Origin of the sequence: Streptomyces griseochromogenes (assembly GCF_001542625.1) — a bacterium.
In the GTDB taxonomy this organism is placed as follows: domain Bacteria; phylum Actinomycetota; class Actinomycetes; order Streptomycetales; family Streptomycetaceae; genus Streptomyces; species Streptomyces griseochromogenes.
Map to the genome: position 1 here is coordinate 9,539,207 of NZ_CP016279.1, position 17,816 is coordinate 9,557,022.

At 71.7% G+C, this 17,816-nt stretch carries 16 protein-coding genes; 8 read left to right on the forward strand and 8 right to left on the reverse strand.

Features of this window, described 5'->3' with window-relative positions:
- Positions 1-221 precede the first annotated feature (221 nt).
- The 5 genes from AVL59_RS41465 (at position 222) to AVL59_RS41485 (ending at position 5,139) form a co-directional block, all read left to right on the forward strand.
- Complete coding sequence (locus AVL59_RS41465; protein ID WP_067314772.1) at positions 222-2,447, forward strand: ArnT family glycosyltransferase; 2,226 nt, start codon at positions 222-224, stop codon at positions 2,445-2,447.
- Between the two features lie 51 nt (positions 2,448-2,498).
- A complete protein-coding gene (locus AVL59_RS41470) occupies positions 2,499-3,074 on the forward strand; it encodes a hypothetical protein (RefSeq protein ID WP_067314773.1) in 576 nt (191 codons plus the stop codon).
- Positions 3,075-3,469: 395 nt separating this feature from the next.
- Complete coding sequence (locus AVL59_RS41475; protein WP_067314775.1) at positions 3,470-3,823, forward strand: peptidase inhibitor family I36 protein; 354 nt, start codon at positions 3,470-3,472, stop codon at positions 3,821-3,823.
- 116 nt (positions 3,824-3,939) lie between these two features.
- Complete coding sequence (locus tag AVL59_RS41480; protein ID WP_067314777.1) at positions 3,940-4,383, forward strand: DUF6210 family protein; 444 nt, start codon at positions 3,940-3,942, stop codon at positions 4,381-4,383.
- Between the two features lie 96 nt (positions 4,384-4,479).
- Positions 4,480-5,139: a GOLPH3/VPS74 family protein gene (locus AVL59_RS41485; protein ID WP_067314779.1), complete on the forward strand. Its 660-nt coding sequence runs from the start codon at positions 4,480-4,482 to the stop codon at positions 5,137-5,139.
- An 87-nt stretch (positions 5,140-5,226) separates the two neighbouring features.
- Here the strand turns inward: AVL59_RS41485 and AVL59_RS41490 are convergent, their stop codons facing one another.
- Genes AVL59_RS41490 through AVL59_RS41505 form a run of 4 tightly spaced genes read right to left on the reverse strand, consistent with a single transcriptional unit; the run spans position 5,227 to position 9,916 of the window.
- A complete protein-coding gene (locus tag AVL59_RS41490) occupies positions 5,227-5,649 on the reverse strand; it encodes a hypothetical protein (RefSeq protein WP_159400209.1) in 423 nt (140 codons plus the stop codon).
- Between the two features lie 33 nt (positions 5,650-5,682).
- Positions 5,683-7,368 carry a thiamine pyrophosphate-binding protein gene (locus AVL59_RS41495; protein ID WP_067314782.1) on the reverse strand — a complete coding sequence of 562 codons (1,686 nt, stop codon included), beginning with the start codon at positions 7,366-7,368 and terminating at the stop codon, positions 5,683-5,685.
- Between the two features lie 5 nt (positions 7,369-7,373).
- Positions 7,374-8,345, reverse strand: coding sequence for an agmatinase (gene speB / locus AVL59_RS41500; protein WP_067314783.1), 972 nt, complete (start codon positions 8,343-8,345; stop codon positions 7,374-7,376).
- Positions 8,346-8,401: 56 nt separating this feature from the next.
- Positions 8,402-9,916, reverse strand: coding sequence for a sodium:solute symporter family protein (locus tag AVL59_RS41505; protein WP_067314785.1), 1,515 nt, complete (start codon positions 9,914-9,916; stop codon positions 8,402-8,404).
- Between the two features lie 205 nt (positions 9,917-10,121).
- Here AVL59_RS41505 and AVL59_RS41510 point away from each other — a divergent pair, with 205 nt between their 5' ends.
- Both AVL59_RS41510 and AVL59_RS41515 read left to right on the forward strand, forming a co-directional pair.
- A complete protein-coding gene (locus AVL59_RS41510) occupies positions 10,122-11,675 on the forward strand; it encodes a PucR family transcriptional regulator (RefSeq protein WP_208870538.1) in 1,554 nt (517 codons plus the stop codon).
- Between the two features lie 66 nt (positions 11,676-11,741).
- Entirely contained in the window at positions 11,742-12,530 is a 789-nt protein-coding gene (locus AVL59_RS41515; protein ID WP_067314788.1) for a phosphatase, read from the forward strand.
- Between the two features lie 39 nt (positions 12,531-12,569).
- Here AVL59_RS41515 and AVL59_RS53105 read toward each other — a convergent pair whose 3' ends face one another.
- From AVL59_RS53105 to AVL59_RS41535, 4 genes are all read right to left on the reverse strand, one after another.
- On the reverse strand, positions 12,570-12,833 hold the full coding sequence (locus AVL59_RS53105; RefSeq protein WP_162494781.1) for a hypothetical protein: 264 nt from the start codon (positions 12,831-12,833) through the stop codon (positions 12,570-12,572).
- 481 nt (positions 12,834-13,314) lie between these two features.
- On the reverse strand, positions 13,315-14,181 hold the full coding sequence (tesB, locus tag AVL59_RS41525; RefSeq protein WP_067314792.1) for an acyl-CoA thioesterase II: 867 nt from the start codon (positions 14,179-14,181) through the stop codon (positions 13,315-13,317).
- Between the two features lie 35 nt (positions 14,182-14,216).
- Entirely contained in the window at positions 14,217-15,374 is a 1,158-nt protein-coding gene (locus AVL59_RS41530; protein ID WP_067314794.1) for an acyl-CoA dehydrogenase family protein, read from the reverse strand.
- A gap of 121 nt (positions 15,375-15,495) precedes the next feature.
- Entirely contained in the window at positions 15,496-16,101 is a 606-nt protein-coding gene (locus AVL59_RS41535; protein WP_067314795.1) for an SACE_7040 family transcriptional regulator, read from the reverse strand.
- Between the two features lie 96 nt (positions 16,102-16,197).
- Here AVL59_RS41535 and AVL59_RS41540 point away from each other — a divergent pair, with 96 nt between their 5' ends.
- Positions 16,198-17,814, forward strand: a complete 1,617-nt coding sequence (locus tag AVL59_RS41540) for a carboxyl transferase domain-containing protein (protein ID WP_067314797.1) — start codon at positions 16,198-16,200, stop codon at positions 17,812-17,814.
- The last annotated feature ends 2 nt before the right edge of the window (positions 17,815-17,816 follow it).

Here is a 17,816-nt window from a genome sequence, read left to right on the forward strand (position 1 = left end):
GCGCACCCCTGCGCCGTCAGAAGTGACTCGCCGGGACGGCCGAGAGTTGTACGCATGTTCCCAGGGCGGCAGTTCGAGGCGACGAGGGGGTGGCACGGACGCCCGGCGACATCGTCACCATTTCGCCGCATACCGGACTTTCCGCGGCCGTGAGCCGAACTGACAGCCTGTTCCCAGGCGGGCCACAGTCGGCACCCATCGCCGCTCTGCACGGTGCACCGGTGACATCTGCCACCGATCCCCTGCCCCACCCGACGACCGTGACCGCGCCCGGCCCGCCGCCCGAGGCCGGGCCCCCGGACACCGCGCCGCGCTGGTCGCTCCCCGCCCTGATCGCGATCATGGTCCTGGCGGCGGCGCTCTACTCCTGGAACCTCTCGGGCTCCGGCCTCAACAGCTTCTACAGCGCGGCCGTGCTCAGCGGCACGCACAGCTGGAAGGCGTGGTTCTTCGGCTCGCTGGACGCGGGCAACTTCCTCACCGTCGACAAACCGCCGCTCGCCCTCATGGTCATGGGCCTGTCCTGCCGCCTCTTCGGCTTCGGCACCTGGCAGATGATGGCGCCGATGATCGTGGCCGCCCTGGCGACGATCTGGATCCTGCACGCGTCCGTGAAACGGGTGTGGGGGCACACGGCGGCGGCGCTGGCCGCGCTGGTCCTGGCGCTGACCCCCATCACCGTGGCCATCAACCGGGACAACAACCCCGACACGCTGCTGGTCCTGCTGATGGTCGGCGGTGCGGCCCTCGCCCTGCGCGCGGTGACGAACGGCCGTCTGCTGCCGCTGCTCGGCTCGGCGGTCTGTTTCGGTCTCGCCTTCGACACGAAGATGCTGCAGGGCTGGATCGCCCTGCCCGCCGCCTTCGCGGTGTACCTGTACGCGGCCCGGCCGCCGCTCGCCAAGCGCCTCGCCGGCCTGGCGCTGTCCGTGGTGGCGCTGGCGGTGTCGAGCTTCTGGTGGGCCGCGGCGGTCTCCCTGGTCCCGGCCTCGCAGCGCCCGTACATCGGTGGCTCGACGGACGGCACCGCCTGGAACCTGATCATGGGCTACAACGGCCTCGGCCGGGTCTTCGGCGGCGAAGGCAACATGGGCGGAGGCGGGGGCGGGGGCGGAGGCTTCGCCGGCTCGGCGGGCCTCGGCCGGATGTTCAACGACATCCTCGGCGGCCAGATCTCCTGGCTGCTGCCGTTCGCGGCGCTCGCCCTCGTCTGCGGCCTGGTGCTCGGCGGCCGCGCCCCGCGCACCGACCTCCCGCGCGCGGCGCTGCTCCTGTGGGGCGGCTGGACCGTGCTGCACTTCCTGACGTTCAGCATGGCCGAGGGCACGATGCACCCGTACTACACGACGGCCCTCGCACCGGGCATCGCGGCGCTGTGCGGTGGCGGCGGTGTGCTGCTGTGGCGCGCCTTCCGCACCGACCGGCGCTGGGCCTGGGCGCTCCCGGCGGGCCTCGCCGTCACCGCTCTGTGGGCGATCGTCCTGCTGCGCCGGGCCTCCGGCTGGCACACCTGGCTGTGGCCGGTGATCGGCGTGCTGACGGCGGCGGCCGTGGTGGGCCTGCTCCTCCTGCGCACCGGCAACCGGGCACGGCTGCTGGCGGCTTCCGTGGCGACGGCCGTGGTCGCGGCGGTGGCGGGCCCGGCGGCGTACGCCTGGTCGGTACCGTCCGGTTCCGGCGGCGGGATGGGCGGTACGAACCCCACGGCCGGCCCCTCCACCGGCAACGGCTTCGGCGGCGGACCGGGCGGAGGCGGCGACCGGGGCGGCTTCCCGGGCGGGGGCGCGCCGAGCGGTGTGCCGGGCGGCACCGGAAGCGGCGCTGCGGGCGGCGGAATGCCCGGGGGCACACAGCAGGGCGGCTCACAGCAGGGCGGTGGCTTCCCCGGCGGCCAGAACGGTGAACTCCCCGGCGGAGAAGGCGCGTCGGGCGGTACGACATCCGGCGGCACGGCACCGGGCGGCCCCGGACAGAGCGGCCGCGTGGGCGGAGGCACGGGCGGCGGACCCGGCGGCATGGGCGGCGGTGCGAGCAGCGAGCTGATCGCCTACCTGAAGAAGCACCAGGACGGCGCCGAGTGGCTGCTGGCGGTGTCCGGTTCACAGGGCGCGGCCCAGCTCATCCTCAGCAGCGGCGAGCCGGTGATCTCCATGTGGGGCTGGACCGGCACCGACAAGGCGATGACCCTGAGCAAGCTGAAGGAACTGGTGAAGAAGGGCGAACTGCACTACCTCCAGCTCGGCGGCGGCATGATGGGCGCCGGCCCCGGCGGCGGCAGCGTCAGCTCCCAGGTCACGGCGTGGGTGCAGAAGCACGGGACGGCGGTGAAGGAGAGCGCCTACAGCAAGACGCAGGCGTCTTCGGCGTCCTCGGCCTCGAAGTCGTCGTCCGCCTCCTCCGCGAGCCGGTCGACGGTCTACCGTCTGGACCCGACGGACGTGAACTGAGACGGGCCGCGCGCCGAGAGACCACACAGCCAGGTAAGGAACGCAGATCTGATGCCAGGTACCGCGGAGGGCGTGGACCCGCTCATCGACCGCGTCGACACACTCATCGGTGCCGGCTACGTCGGCAAGGAGAAGGCCACGGGCGTGGCGGCCGAGGTTCCTGAGGCCGGGACGCGCATCCTCGGCCGGCTGCGGGGCATGGCCGACTCCGGGGACTGGCATCGGTTCGAACGATTCGCGGCCCTCGCCGTGCATCTGCACCCGGACGGGCTCGCCGGGATCCTCCTGTCCGCGCTCGGGTCGGACGCGAAGGACGCGCGCGGTGTGCAGGTCGAAGACCTCGTCGACATGCTCGGGGAGCTTCGCGCCCCGGAGGCGGTCGGCCCGCTCGGCCGCCTGCTCCACGACAGGTGGGAGTCCGATGCGCCCTTCTTCTCCTTGTGCACCAAGATCATCCGGTCTCTGGCGGAGATCGGCACGCCCGAAGCGCACGCCGTCCTGCGGGACGTAGCCACCGGCGATCGGCCCGGGCCGCTGAAATGGCACGCGGCCGAGGAACTCGGCATCGAGGAGGAACTCGGCTTCGACGAGGACGAGATGCTCGGCGGGACGGCACCGGCGTCATGACCTCGGGCCGAGCATGAGCAGCACCTTCGCCTACCGTCTCCGTAGCCCGCTCGGCGGCCTCGCCGCAGACCTGACGGCCGAGTGGGCCTCTCCCGGCAACGCCGACGCGTTCGTTCTGCAAGTGGCCCGGTCTCCCGGACCGCGGGCTGCGCGCCTTCTTCGACGACGAGACAGGCGGCTACGGCTTCGCGTGGGGTTCCTACGATGACCCCTTCGAGGACGACCTGTCGAGGTAGTCGCACGAGCACGCCGTCGGCAACGGTTCGTCGTACTACTTCGCCCACACCAGTGAAGGCGATCATGCATCCGGGCGTGTCCCGTCTCCCGGGCACGAGCATGGCGAGGCCCCGGCCGCCCAGGCCGGGGCATCCCAACTCCCCTTTCTGGAGAGCCTCGTGAAGATTCGGTCCTGGTCCCTGGCCGCTGTCCTCGCTCTGACCGCCCTCGTCCTGCCCGCCCAGTCCGCCTCGGCCCAGGCGGCCGCGCCCTCCTGTCCCGACGGCTCGGTGTGCTTCTGGAGCGGGGAGGGCTTCGGCGGGGACTACTGGGAGTGGACGGCCCGCAGCGGCTACCGCGACATGCCGCCCAACCTCCATGACAACGTGGGCTCCTTCGTCGCCTCCACGCGCGCGTGCCTGATCAACTGGGATCCGGTCGAGAAGCGGGACGTCTTCAACGGCGACTGGCGCTCGCAGTACGGCGGCGACTTCGGCGGCCGGATCGACGGGGTGGGTCCGGGCGGCTGCTGATGCGCGGCGGGCGAGTGGGGGCGGTCGCGGCGAGGGGTACGCCGCACGCGCAGATCTCCCATGCCAGGGTGCCGGACCCGGCCGCCACGAGCCCGCCCTGTGCCACGCTCCCCCTCATGACCGACGCGGACGACGACCGGCGGTACATCTTCCTCGGCCCGGACGGCACGGGCGCGGACCAGGGCTGGGCCTTCGTCGTCGTGGCGGCCGAGACCGGCGTGGTCTACCAGGCGCAGGGCGGAGGGTTCGGCTGCGTCCAGTACGCGCAGGAGGGCTATCTGATCCCCCTGTTCGGGCAGGGGCTCGACGACGAGCTGAAGGAGATCTTCGTCGGTGAGCTGAAGGGGCGGGGAAGCAGAGGCATGGACTGGCCGGAGGAACTGCTCGGCCGGCTGAGGGCAGCGGTCGCCTTCCACGTCCACGGCTCCACGAACCGGAACGATCTGTTCCCTGCTCCCCTGACCCTGGACGAGTCACGCCTCGCCGAGGTCGACGAGGCGTGGGTCCCGGTCCTGACGCCGGACGGCCCCGGGGTGCTGATCTGGGAAAACTCCGACTAGGACGCCCTTCGGGGGGACACCGCGGGAACCTCCTGGTGGCCCCGGACGTCTGAAAGGCCGGCTGTAACGATCACGACATGCACCTGGGGACCGACGATGGCCGTCACACTGGCCGAGGAAATCATGCTGCTGTCCCTGGACGACAAGTCCGGGGTGGCGGAGCAGCGACAGGCGGCGGGCTGGGCCGTCGCAGGCGGGTTCCTGCTGGAACTGGTTCTCGCCGGAAGAGCGTCCGTCGAAGGCAAGTACCTCACCGTGACGGACGGAACACCGATCGGTGAGCCACCGCTCGATGAGCGGCTGGCGCTGCTCGACACCTGGCTGCACGGCCACGACAAGCGGCGCGTGGCGGACTGGCTGACAAGGGACCAGAGCAAGGCCACGAAAGCGGCCATGGAAAGCCTGTGCGCGCGGGGCATCGTCGTCGAGCAGCAGCACAAGGCCCTCGGCCTGTTCCCGACCCGTCGCTACCCCGAGGCCGACAGCGGGCCTGAGACGGAGTTGCGGCAGCGGCTCCGGGCCGTCGTCCTGGAGGGCGCCGTCCCGGACGTCCGCACGGCGGGCCTCATCGCCCTGATCCACGCCGCCAAGCTGCACCGCCTGGCCTTCCCCCATGCCCCGCGCAAGGAGGTGGCCGACCGGATGGCGGAGGTCGCGGCCGGCCAGTGGGCGGCCGAGAGCGTACGTACCGCGATCCGCGAGATGCAGGCGGCCATGACGGTGGCCGTTGTCGCCGGTGTCGTAGCCGGAATCTAGGCTCCGTCACCCGACTCGTCGGACACCCGGCCCTGGTCCAGGCGTGTGGGCGCGGACGTCCCCGCCCCGGCGGGGAAGAGGCGTCACTCAGCCGATGAGCGAGCGGAACTGCTCGATCGTGCGGCGCCGCATCGTGAGGAAGGCGAGCCAGGAGCCGTCGGCGTAGTGCAGCCGGAAACGGGCCATCAGCTGGGTCCGGGGCCGGCGTTCGACCCGGGTCACCCAGGCCCGCGGCACCTCCCACACCGGGGTGCCGTCCAGGGGCCGGACCAGGCCGACGCGCTGGTCGGTCACCCTCAGCAGCAGCGCGCCGGAGGTGCGCGGCATCCCCGCGGCGATGCTGCCGGCCCCGCCGGCCTGCGCGCCGACGGAGTTGACCAGCCCGCTCGCGACAGCCGCGCCGATGCCGACACCCTTGGCGCTCTTGGCGGGGACGACGGAGCCGTACGCCAGGAGCTGCTCACCGGGGGCCAGTTGACTGTGGGCGGAACGCTCACGGAGGGCGGACATGCCCATGATCATAGGAGGCCCGGGAGAACAGCCTCAACCCAGGTGCGTCGGCGCGAACATCCTCAGCACCGCCGGGAGGACGACCACCGACGGGCCCGGGGAGGTCAGGGCCTTCGCCAGGTCCGCCTCCAGGGATTCGGCGGTCGTGCGGACGCCGGGGACGCCGAAGGACTCCGCCAGGGCCACGTAGTCCGGACGCGTCAGCTCCGTCGCCGTCGCCTGGCCGAAGGCGTCCGTCATGTACTCGCGGAGGATGCCGTAGCCGCCGTCGTCGACGATCAGCCAGGTGACCGGCAGGTCGTACTGGCGAGCCGTCGCCAGTTCCGCGATCGAGTACAGGGCTCCGCCGTCGCCCGACACCGCCAGCACCGGGCACGTCGGGTCGGCCGCCGCCGCGCCGAGCGCCGCCGGGAAGCCGTAGCCGAGGCCGCCGGCGCCCTGGGCCGAGTGCATGGTGTTCGCGCCGCGGGGGTCGAACGCCGACCAGGCCCAGTACGCCAGGATCGTCATGTCCCAGAAGGACGGTGAGTCGGCCGGCAGGGCGCGGCGGACGGCCGCCAGCACGTCCTGTTCCAGGGTCAGTTCCTGGGCGGCGATGCGCTGCGAAACCCGGGACAGCAGGTCCCGTACCCGCTCCGGCGCCGACTCGTCGGTCCGTTCCTCCACCGTCTCCAGCAGGGCCTGCAGCGCCAGGCGGGCGTCCGCGTGGATGCCGAGGGCCGGGTGGTTGGACTCCAGCTTGCCCAGGTCCGCCTCGATCTGGATCACGCGGCCCCGGGGCTTGAACGTGTGGTAGTTCGAGGAGAGTTCACCGAGGCCCGAGCCGACCACCAGAAGGACGTCCGCGTCCTCCAGGAAGTCCGTGGTGTGGCGGTCCTCCAGCCACGACTGGAGGGACAGGGGGTGGTTCCAGGGGAAGGCGCCCTTGCCGCCGAAGGTCGTGACCACCGGTGCGTCGAGCCTCTCGGCCAGCGCCTTCAGCTTCCCCGAGGCGTCGGAGCGTACGACCCCGCCGCCCGCGATGATCGCCGGACGCTCGGCCCGCGACAGCAGGTGCGCCGCCACCGCCGTCAGTTCGGGGCGCGGGACCAGGTCCTCCGGGGTCGCGTCCGGCGCCGTCACCACCGGCAGCGTGGTCGGAGCGAGCAGTACGTCCTGCGGGATCTCCACCCACACCGGGCCGTGCGGAGCCGTCAGCGCCGACTTCCAGGCCGCCGCGATCGCGGAGGGGATCTGGGACTGGGTGCGGACCGTGTGGACGGACTTGACCACACCCCTGAACGAGGCCGTCTGGTCAGGGAGTTCGTGGAGGTAGCCGTGGCGGCCGCCGCCCAGTCCCGCCGTCGGTACCTGGCTGCTGATCGCCAGGACCGGGGCGGACGCGGCGGCCGCTTCCTGGAGGGCCGCCAGCGAGGTCAGGGCTCCCGGGCCCGTCGACAGCAGCAGCGGGGCCGCCTCGCCGGTCATACGGCCGTACGCGTCCGCCGCGAAACCCGCGTTGTTCTCCACCCGCAGGCCCACATGGCGAAGAGCGGACCTGCGCAGGGCGTCGAACATGCCCAGCGCGTGCTGGCCGGGCAGGCCGAAGACCGTCGTCGCGCCCAGCCCCGCCAGCGTTTCCACGACCAGGTCCCCGCCGATGCGCCCCGGGGGAGGGTTCAGCGCGGTCGAGATCTGCGCTTCGGTCGGACGGAGTACCAGGTCGTGGTCGTGGGTCACGTCGCTTACGCGTCCTTCCGGGCCGCCGCGATCTGGCGGCTCATGATGGTGGTCAGTTCGTAGGCCGTGTGCGAGGCGGCGACCGAGGTGATCTCGGCGTGGTCGTACGCCGGGGCGACCTCGACCACGTCCGCCGACACCAGGTTGCACGATGCCAGCCCGCGCAGGATCTCCAGCAGCTCGCGGGAGGTCATGCCGCCCGCCTCCGGCGTGCCGGTGCCGGGCGCGTGGGCCGGGTCGAGGCAGTCGATGTCGATGGAGATGTACAGCGGGCGGTCGCCGATACGCTGGCGCAGCTGGTCGGCGACCTCGTCGGCGCCGCGGCGGTAGATGTCCGCGGAGGTGACGATGCCGAAGCCCATCTTCTCGTCGTCCGTGAGGTCCTGCTTGCCGTACAGCGGGCCTCGGGTGCCGACGTGGGAGAGGGCGGAGGTGTCGAGGATGCCCTCCTCGACCGCGCGGCGGAACGGGGTGCCGTGCGTGTACTCGGCGCCGAAGTAGGTGTCCCAGGTGTCCAGGTGGGCGTCGAAGTGGAGCAGGGCCACCGGGCCGTGCTTCTTCGCCACGGACCTCAGAAGGGGCAGGGCGATGGTGTGGTCACCGCCCAGGGTCATCAGGCGGGCGCCGGTGCCGAGCAGCTCGTCCGCGGCCGCCTCGATGGTGTCCACGGCCTCGTTGATGTTGAACGGGTTCACGGCGATGTCGCCGCCGTCGGCGACCTGCGCCAGCGCGAACGGCGACGCGTCCTGCGCCGGGTTGTAGGGGCGCAGGAGCCGGGACGCCTCGCGGATGGCGTTGCCGCCGAAGCGGGCGCCCGGCCGGTACGAGACACCGGAGTCGAACGGCACGCCGACCACGGCGACGTCGGCGGTGCCGACCTCGTCGAGGCGGGGCAGCCGGGCGAAGGTCGCGGGTCCGGCGTACCGCGGGATGCGGGAGGAGTCGACGGGGCCGCGGGGCGTCTCGTTGCTGCTCATGATGAAATGCCTTCTTTCTTGCGCTTCATCGCGCATGTACTGCTTTCCATACGACTCTACTGGTGAGCCGGGACCGGTTCGGACTCGAGTTCGGGGGACCGTCCCGCGAGGCGCTCGCGCCACACGGTGAGGACGGCCTCGTCGGTGGGCCTGGTCGCCAGGGAGACGACCGCATAGGCGGCGAGGGAGGCGAGCAGGCCGTAGTAGACCGGCTCGTTGGCGAGGATGCCGTAGCCCGCCATCAGGCCGATCACGGCGAGGCCGCCGACCAGCACGGAGGCGAGGGCGCCCTGCACGGTGCCGCGCTTCCACAGCAGCCCGCCGAGGATGGGCACGAGCAGGCCGCCGACGAGGAGGTTGTAGGCGACGGTCAGGGCCTCGACCACGTTGTTCAGCGCGATCGCCGTGCCGATCACCGCGACGCCCATGATCAGGATGAAGACGCGGTTGCCCTTCACCTCGTCGTGCTCCTCGCCGCCCCGGCGCACCACGCCCCGCAGCCGGGACCAGATGTCGTTGTTGGCGACCGTGGCACAGGCGATCAGGGCGCCGGAGGAGGTGGACATCACGGCGGCCAGGGCGGCGGCCAGCACCAGGCCGCGCACGCCGACGGGCAGTTCGTCCTTGACGATGGTGGCGAAGGCGTCGTCGGGACTGCCGAGCTTCGGGTAGAGGACCTTGGCCGCGGTGCCGATGACGGCGCCGGCGAGGGCGTAGACCAGACAGTAGGTCCCGGCCCCCGTGCCGCCCCACTTGGCGGTCCTGTCGCTGCGGGCGGTGAACACGCGCTGCCAGATGTCCTGGCCGATCAGCATGCCGAAGGTGTAGATCAGCACGTAGGTGAAGATCGTCTCGCCGCCGATGCCCAGCGGGTCGAAGTACGAGGTCGGCAGCTTGGCCCTCATCTCGGAGAAGCCGCCCGCCTTGACGACCGCGATGGGCAGCAGGAGGAGCAGCACACCGATCGTCTTGACCACGAACTGCACCATGTCGGTGAGCGTGATGGACCACATGCCGCCGAGGGTCGAGTAGGCGACGACGATCGCGCCGCCGAGGACGATCGCGACGGTGCGGTTCATGTCGAAGAGGACGTCGAAGATCGTTGCGTAGGCGATGGTCGAGGTGACCGCCAGCATGAGGGTGTACGCCCACATGACCACGCCCGAGATCAGGCCGGCCCTGCCCACCCGTCTCCCACCACCACCCTCAACCGAGGCGCTGCGCGCCGCCCTCGTGTCTCCGTAGCGCAGGTCCAGCATCTCGGAGACCGTGTAGACCTTCAGGCGGGCGATGCGGGCCGAGAAGAAGACCGACAGGGCCAGCAGGCCGAGGCCGATGGTGAAGACCATCCAGGCGCCGGAGAGGCCGTACCGGTATCCGAGCCCCACGCCGCCGATGGTGGAGGCGCCGCCGAGGACGATCGCCGCCATCGTGCCGGAGTACATGGCGGGCCCGAGGCGACGGCCGGCCACCAGGAACTCGCTCTTCGACCTGGCGCGGCGCATGCCCCACCAGCCCATGGCCAGCATGCCGGCCAGATAGACGACGATCACCGTGTAGTCGACGGCCATGTGGGGCCCTCCTTCGCGCGCTGTCGGTGGCGTGTCGTGCAGAGACGTGGGGATTACCCGGAAGAGGAGCGACGGCAGCGGACCGCGGGGACATCCGCCCGTACCCGCGGCTGCCGTGCCGACTTGACACTAGGTGGCCGGACAGCGACTGCGAAGTGTACGTTTCATCCAATCGAAGCCGTACGGGGTGGAAGGAACGCACACCATGCCGGAGACGGTCGCCCCAGCAGTCCCACCGACCCCACCGGTCCCGCTGTCGGCCCTGCTGGCCCGGGAGGACCTGGCCCTGCGGCAGATCGCGGGCCCCTCGGACCCGGACACGGTGATCCACTGGGCGCACACCTCGGAGATGGCCGACCCGTACCCGTACCTGCTGGGCGGCGAGCTGCTGCTGACCGCCGGAGTGCACGTCCCGGAGGCGACGGGCTCGGACGGTGGCGCCCCCGGTCATGGGGAGGATTCGAGACTGGGGGACTACTTCGACGACTACGTCTCCCGGATCGTGGCCGCGGGCGGTGCGGCCCTCGGTTTCGGCCTCGCCCCCGTCCACGACACGGTCCCGCGCGCGCTGGTCGCCGCGTGCGACGCGTACGGCCTGCCGCTGCTGGAGGTCCCGCCCCAGACGACCTTCTCGGGAGTGGCCCGCGCGGTCTGGCAGCTGATGGCACAGGCCCGCCTGGCCGAGCTGCGCCGCGTCACAGAGGCTCAGCAGAGCCTCGCGGCGGCCGCGTCCCGTCCGGACCCGGTCCCCTCGGTCCTGCGCCGACTGGCCCAGCGGCTGAGCGGCAACGCCGCCCTCTACGGACCCGACGGCACCGTGATCGCGGCAGCGGGCCGGGAGCCGTCCGAGCAGGTCAAGGAGGCGCTTTCGGGGCTGACGGCAGTCGTACGGCCACCGGGCCGGACGAGCTCCACGCCGGACCAGGATCCGGACGGCGCCCCCCGCCACGCCCCCTCCTCCGCCACCGACACGCTCGCCGACACCCACCTGGCCGCCTACGCACTGGGATCCGGAGACGGGTTCGTGCTCGGGGTGGCCAGCACGGGACGTGAGCCGGGCGATCACACCATCGCCTCCGTCGCCGCCGTCCTGCTGTCACTGCTCACCGGCGAGCACCACAGCGGTGCCGGTGCCGCACGGTCCTCCGCGCTCGTGCGGCTGCTCCTCGGCTCGCCCCCGGAGGAGGTGGCACCGCTCGTCGGAAAGGGGCCCTGGCTCGTGGTGCACGCGCGGCCGGAGGCCCAGCCGCCGGACGCCCTGGCCGCCGCGGCGCTCGGGGCGGCGCTGGGCTCGCCGCTGGTCGACCTCGCCCGGGACGTCGTACGGGTGCTGGTGGCCGCCGGGCGCGAGCCGGCGCCGCAGCCGGGCTGGACCCTCGGGGTCAGCGCGGCCGTCGGCCCGCGGGAGTGGCCCGCGGCCGACACCCAGGCGGCGCGCGCCCTGGCCCGCGCCCGCGCCACCCGCACCGCCCTGGCCCGGCACGGCGCCCGGCCGGGCCTTGAGGACCTGGTGCCCCCGGCGGACGCCCGAGCGCACGCCCGGGCGCTGCTCGCACCGCTCGCGGACCGGCCCGCGCTCGCCGACACTCTGCGGACCTGGCTGTCCCTGCACGGCAGTTGGGACCGTACGGCGGTGGCCCTGGAGGTGCACCGCAACACCGTGCGGCAGCGGATCGCCCGCTGTGGAGCGCTGTTGGACGCCGACCTGGACGATCCGGACGTGCGGATGGAGCTGTGGTTCGCACTGCGGCATCACTGAGTGACCCGTGTCCCAGGGTCGATATGCCGAAGACGCGCCGCCGCTCCCTGCCCCACAATGGAGGGCATGCCGATACCCGGGACACCCAGCCGCGCCCAGCTCGTCGACCACCTGGTGCGGACCCGTATCGCGGGGGACGTCGCCACGCCCCGCGAGAACAACCTCTCCCACTACCGCAAGCTGGCCAACGGCGACCGCCACTACTGGTTCGGTCTGGAACTGGGCGATCGCTGGTCGGACGAGCAGGACGTGCTCGCGGTCATGGCCGAACGGGTGGGTGTCAACGACGATCCCGAGTACCGGTACGGGCAGGACACCATCGACCCCGAGCTGACCGTCGACGCGCTGGAGCGCCTCGCGCGCCGGCTGCGCAAGGCGGCCGACGGCCGCCAGCGGGTGCTGTTCGCGACCGGGCACCCGGGCGGCCTGCTGGATGTGCACCGGGCCACGGCCGCGGCGCTGCGCGCCGCCGGCTGCGAGATCGTCGTCATCCCGGACGGACTGCAGACGGACGAGGGGTACGTCATGCAGTTCGCGGACGTGGCCGTGCTGGAACACGGCGCGACGCTCTGGCACACCCACTCCGGCGAACCGATGCGGGCGATTCTGACCGGACTTGAGCGCGCGGGGCGTGCGCTGCCGGACCTGGTGGTCGCCGACCACGGCTGGGCCGGATACGCCGCACAGCACGGCCTCGACTCCGTCGGGTACGCCGACTGCAACGACCCGGCGCTGTTCCTCGCCGAGTCCGAGGGCACCCTCCAGGTGGCGGTGCCACTCGACGATCATGTGATCAGCCCGCGTTACTACGACCCCATGACGGCGTATCTGCTGAGCGCGGCGGAACTGGACTGACGGGATGTGCGGCCCCGCACGCGGTGCCGCACATCGTGTTCAGGCGGGAATCGACTCAGTGGCCTCCGCCACCTCCGCCGCCGCCGTGGCCTCCGCCACCGCCGCCGCCGTGGCCTCCGCCACCGCCGCCGTGGCCTCCGCCACCGTAACCGCCGCCACCGTGGCCTCCGCCACCGTAACCGCCGCCACCGTGGTCACCACCGCCGTATCCGCCGTGGTCTCCGCCGTAGCCGCCGTGGTCTCCGCCGTAGCCGCCGTGGTCTCCGCCGTAGCCGCCATGGTCTCCGCCGTAGCCGCAGTCATCACCCCACCCGCCATGGTCTCCGCAGCCCCTGCTGTAGGAACCGTGGTCGTTGTGGTTGTCGTACGACCCCGCCGAGGCGGTTCCCGCGGCGCCGAGTGCGGCTCCACCGGCCAGCAGCACACCTGCTGCGGACAGGGCGAAAAGACGCCTCGTGCGTTGTGCTCGCATAGGAGATACCTTCCGTTCCATCGTCTCTCACGGCTCCCGGGACGGAAGCGCGCGAGGTGGATGGCCGCCGCCGCACGATGAGGGAGGGTGCGGCACGGTCTTTCGGATGTCACCGCTGGCTCATGAGCGACACGTGCCATCGGCCGACGCCTGCGACCCGCCCGTGCGCTGTTGCGCCGTCGGGTGCCGCGGCTGAGGTCAGGAAGTTCTCTGCTCCTCGTCGGCCGCGCGTGCCGTGCACTGCGGCTTTCACTTGGAAAGTCTAATCCCGCAACCGCAACTTGGCACCTCAGGAAACCAATCCGTAGCGGGTCAGCGCGGCACCCGGACGACACCCTCCTGGATGACCGTGATGGCCAGTCTGCCGTCCTGGGTGTATATGCGGGCCTGGCCGAGGCCGCGGCCGCCGTGCGCGGAGGGCGACTCCTGGTCGTACAGCAGCCACTCGTCGGCACGGAAGGGCCGGTGGAACCACATCGCGTGGTCCAGCGACGCCCCCACGACGTCCCCCACGGCCCAGCCGCCGCGCCCGTGCGCGAGCAGCACGGAGTCGAGGAGGGTCATGTCGGAGACGTAGGTGGCGAGGACGACGTGCAGCAGGGGGTCGTCGTTCAGCTTGCCGTTGGTGCGGAACCACACCTGGCTGTGCGGCTCGCGCGGCTCGCCGAACTGCCCGTACGGCGGCTCGTCCACGTAGCGCAGATCGATCGCCTCGCGGGCCTCCAGGAACCGCTCGACGACCTCGGGGGCGAGGTGGTCGTAGCCGCGCAGCCGCTCGTGGGAGGTGGGCAGGGTCGCCGGGTCGGGCGCGGGCGGCATCGGGGCCTGGTGCTCCAGGCCCTCCTCGTACGTCTGGAAGGACGCCGAGAGGTGGAAGATCGGCTTGCCGTGCTGGACGGCGACCACGCGGCGGGTGGTGAACGACCGGCCGTCGCGGATGCGGTCGACGCTGTAGACGATCGGCGCGCCGGGGTCGCCCGGACGCAGGAAGTACGCGTGCAGGGAGTGGGCGGGCCGGTCCGCGGGGACCGTCCGCCCGGCGGCGACCAGCGCCTGCGCCGCGACCTGCCCGCCGAAGACGCGCGGGACGACGGCGGAGCGGGACCGGCCGCGGAAGATGTCCTCCTCGATCTGCTCGAGGTCGAGCAGATCGAGGAGGTCCTGAAGTGCCTGACTCATGGCGTTAGTTGTACCGGCCAGTGATTGCCGTGACCTTACAGGCCCATGTCCTTGGCGATGATCGACTTCATGATCTCGCTGGTGCCGCCGTAGATGCGGTTGACACGGTTGTCCGCGTACAGGCGGGCGATCGGGTACTCGTTCATGAAGCCGTAGCCGCCGTGCAGCTGCAGGCAGCGGTCGATCACGCGGTGCGCGACCTCGGTGGCGAACAGCTTGGCGCTGGCGGCCTCGGCGGGGGTCAGCTCACCGGCGTCGAGGGCCTCCGTGGCGCGGTCGACGACGGCCTCGGCCGCGTCCACCTCGGCCTGGCAGGCGGCCAGCTCGAACTTGGTGTTCTGGAACGCGGCGACGGGCTGGCCGAAGACGGTGCGCTCCTTGACGTAGTCCTTGGCGAACCGGATGGCGGCCTTGGCCTGCGCGTACGCGCCGAAGGCGATGCCCCAGCGCTCGGAGGCCAGGTTGTGGCCGAGGTAGTAGAAGCCCTTGTTCTCCTCGCCGAGGAGGTCCTCGACGGGCACCTTGACGTCGACGAACGCCAACTCGGCGGTGTCGGAGGTCTTCAGGCCGAGCTTGTCGAGCTTGCGGCCGACCGAGTAGCCCTCGGCCTTGGTGTCCACCACGAAGAGCGAGATGCCGTGGCGGCGGTCCTCGGCGGTGGGCGCGGCGGTGCGGGCGCAGACGATCATGCGGTCGGCGTGCACACCGCCGGTGATGAAGGTCTTGGCGCCGTTGAGGACGTAGTGCGTGCCGTCCTCGGAGAGCTTGGCGGTGGTCTTCATGCCCGCGAGGTCGGAGCCGGTGCCCGGCTCGGTCATCGCGATGGCCCACATCTCCTCGGCGGAGACGAACTTCGGCAGGTAGCGCTTCTTCTGCTCGTCGGTGGCGAGCAGCTTGATGTAGGGCAGGCCGAGCAGCACGTGCACGCCGGAGCCGCCGAACTGGACGCCCGCGCGGGCCGTCTCCTCGTAGAGGACGGCCTCGAACTTGTAGGAGTCGATGCCGGCGCCGCCGTACTCCTCGTCGACCTTGATGCCGAAGACGCCCAGCTCGGCGAGCTTGTAGTAGAACTCGCGGGGGGCCTGACCGGCGGCGAACCACTCGTCGTAGACGGGCACGACCTCGGCCTCGATGAAGGCGCGGATGGTCTCCCGGAACGCCTCGTGATCCTCGTTGAACAGCGTGCGGCGCACTCCGGCCACCTCCAGGGACTACGGCATGTCTAAGCGCTTGCTCAGATGCAACCGTACCGGCGAGTACGGAATCCCGTCCAGAGGGGGCCGGCCGTAACGCTCGTCACGCCGACGGGCGGCGTCAGCCCTGGGCCGCGCCCGCCGCCGCGAACGCTCCCCGCGCCATCCGGTGCAGCAGGGCCGCCGTGACGCCGCGCCCCGGAAGCGTCCCTGCCCGGCCCAGGTGCGGGGTGGAGTTCAGCAGACCGAAGACCGAGTGGACGGCCGAGCGGGCGGCCGGCTCGGTCAGCTCGGGATACACCTCCCGCACCACCTCGACCCACAGCTCGACGTACTGCCGCTGCAGCTGGCGCACCAGCTTGCGGTCACTGTCGCGCAGCCGGTCCAGCTCGCGGTCGTGCAGGGTGATCAGGGGACGGTCGTCCAGGGCGAAGTCGATGTGCCCCTCGATGAGCGAGTCCAGCAGCGCCGAGGCGCTCATCTGCCCGTCGGCCTCCGCCAGGCGCCGCTTGGCCCCGGTCAGCAGCTGGCCACTGATGCCGACCAGCAGCTCCGCGAGCATCGCGTCCTTGCCCGGGAAGTGCCGGTACAGGCCGGGGCCGCTGATGCCGACCGCCGCTCCTATCTCGTCCACGCCGACACCGTGGAAACCGCGCTCGGCGAAGAGCCGGGCGGCCTCCTTGAGGATCTGCTCGCGTCGGGTGGGGGCGTCGGTTCTGGTGACCATGCCAGCAATTCTAGACAGCGAGGTTAGCGGTCGTTAACCTGAAGGAAATGGTTAACGCTCATTAACAGTACGACCACTGGGTGAGGGGACCGCAGGATGCACGAGGCACCGGAGCTGACGAGCGCGGCCGATCCCGCGTCGGAGGCCTGGCGGGCCAATGAACGAGCCCACCTCGCACTCAACGAGGAACTGCGCGCCAAGCTGGCCGTGGCCGCCCTCGGCGGCGGTGAGAAGGCGCGGGCCCGGCACACGGCGCGCGGCAAGCTGCTGCCGAGAGACAGGGTGGACACGCTGCTCGACCCCGGGTCGCCGTTCCTGGAGCTGGCTCCCCTCGCGGCCGACGGGATGTACGACGGGCAGGCCCCGGCCGCCGGCGTGATCGCCGGGATCGGGCGGGTCAGCGGCCGCGAGTGCGTGATCGTCGCCAACGACGCCACCGTCAAGGGCGGCACGTACTACCCGATGACGGTGAAGAAGCACCTGCGCGCGCAGGAGGTGGCCCTGGACAACCGGCTGCCGTGCGTCTACCTCGTGGACTCCGGCGGGGCCTTCCTGCCGATGCAGGACGAGGTCTTCCCCGACCGTGACCACTTCGGGCGGATCTTCTACAATCAGGCCCGGATGTCCGGCGCCGGGATTCCACAGATCGCGGCCGTCCTCGGGTCGTGCACGGCCGGCGGCGCGTACGTCCCGGCGATGAGCGACGAGGCCGTGATCGTCCGCAATCAGGGCACGATCTTCCTGGGCGGCCCGCCCCTGGTGAAGGCGGCGACCGGCGAGGTCGTCACCGCCGAGGAGCTGGGCGGCGGCGAGGTCCACTCCCGGATCTCCGGCGTCACCGACCACCTCGCCGAGGACGACGCGCACGCCCTGAGGATCGTGCGGAACATCGTGGCCACGCTGCCCGCCCGGCAGTCCCCGCCCTGGGAGGTCACGCCGGTCGCGGAGCCGAAGGTGGACCCGTACGGGCTCTACGGCGCCGTCCCCGTGGACTCCCGCACCCCCTACGACGTCCGCGAGATCATCGCGCGCGTGGCGGACGGCTCGCGTTTCGCCGAGTTCAAGGCCGAGTTCGGGCAGACGCTGATCACCGGCTTCGCCCGGATCCACGGCCACCCGGTCGGGATCGTCGCCAACAACGGCATCCTCTTCTCCGAGTCCGCCCAGAAGGGCGCCCACTTCATCGAGCTGTGCGACCAGCGCGGCATCCCGCTGGTGTTCCTGCAGAACATCTCCGGGTTCATGGTCGGCAAGGACTACGAGGCGGGTGGCATCGCCAAGCACGGCGCCAAGATGGTGACGGCCGTGGCATGCACCCGGGTGCCCAAGCTGACCGTCGTCGTCGGCGGCTCGTACGGCGCGGGCAACTACTCGATGTGCGGCCGGGCCTACTCCCCCCGCTTCCTGTGGATGTGGCCCAACGCCAAGATCTCGGTCATGGGCGGTGAGCAGGCCGCCTCCGTCCTCGCGACCGTCAAGCGCGACCAGCTGGAGGCGCGCGGCGAGGACTGGCCGGCCGAGGAGGAAGAGGCCTTCAAGGCGCCGGTCCGCGCGCAGTACGAGCGCCAGGGCAACGCCTACTACGCCACCGCCCGCCTCTGGGACGACGGCGTGATCGACCCGCTGGACACCCGTCAGGTGCTGGGACTCGCCCTGACGGCCTGCGCCAACGCGCCACTGGGAGACCCCCAGTTCGGCGTCTTCCGGATGTGAGG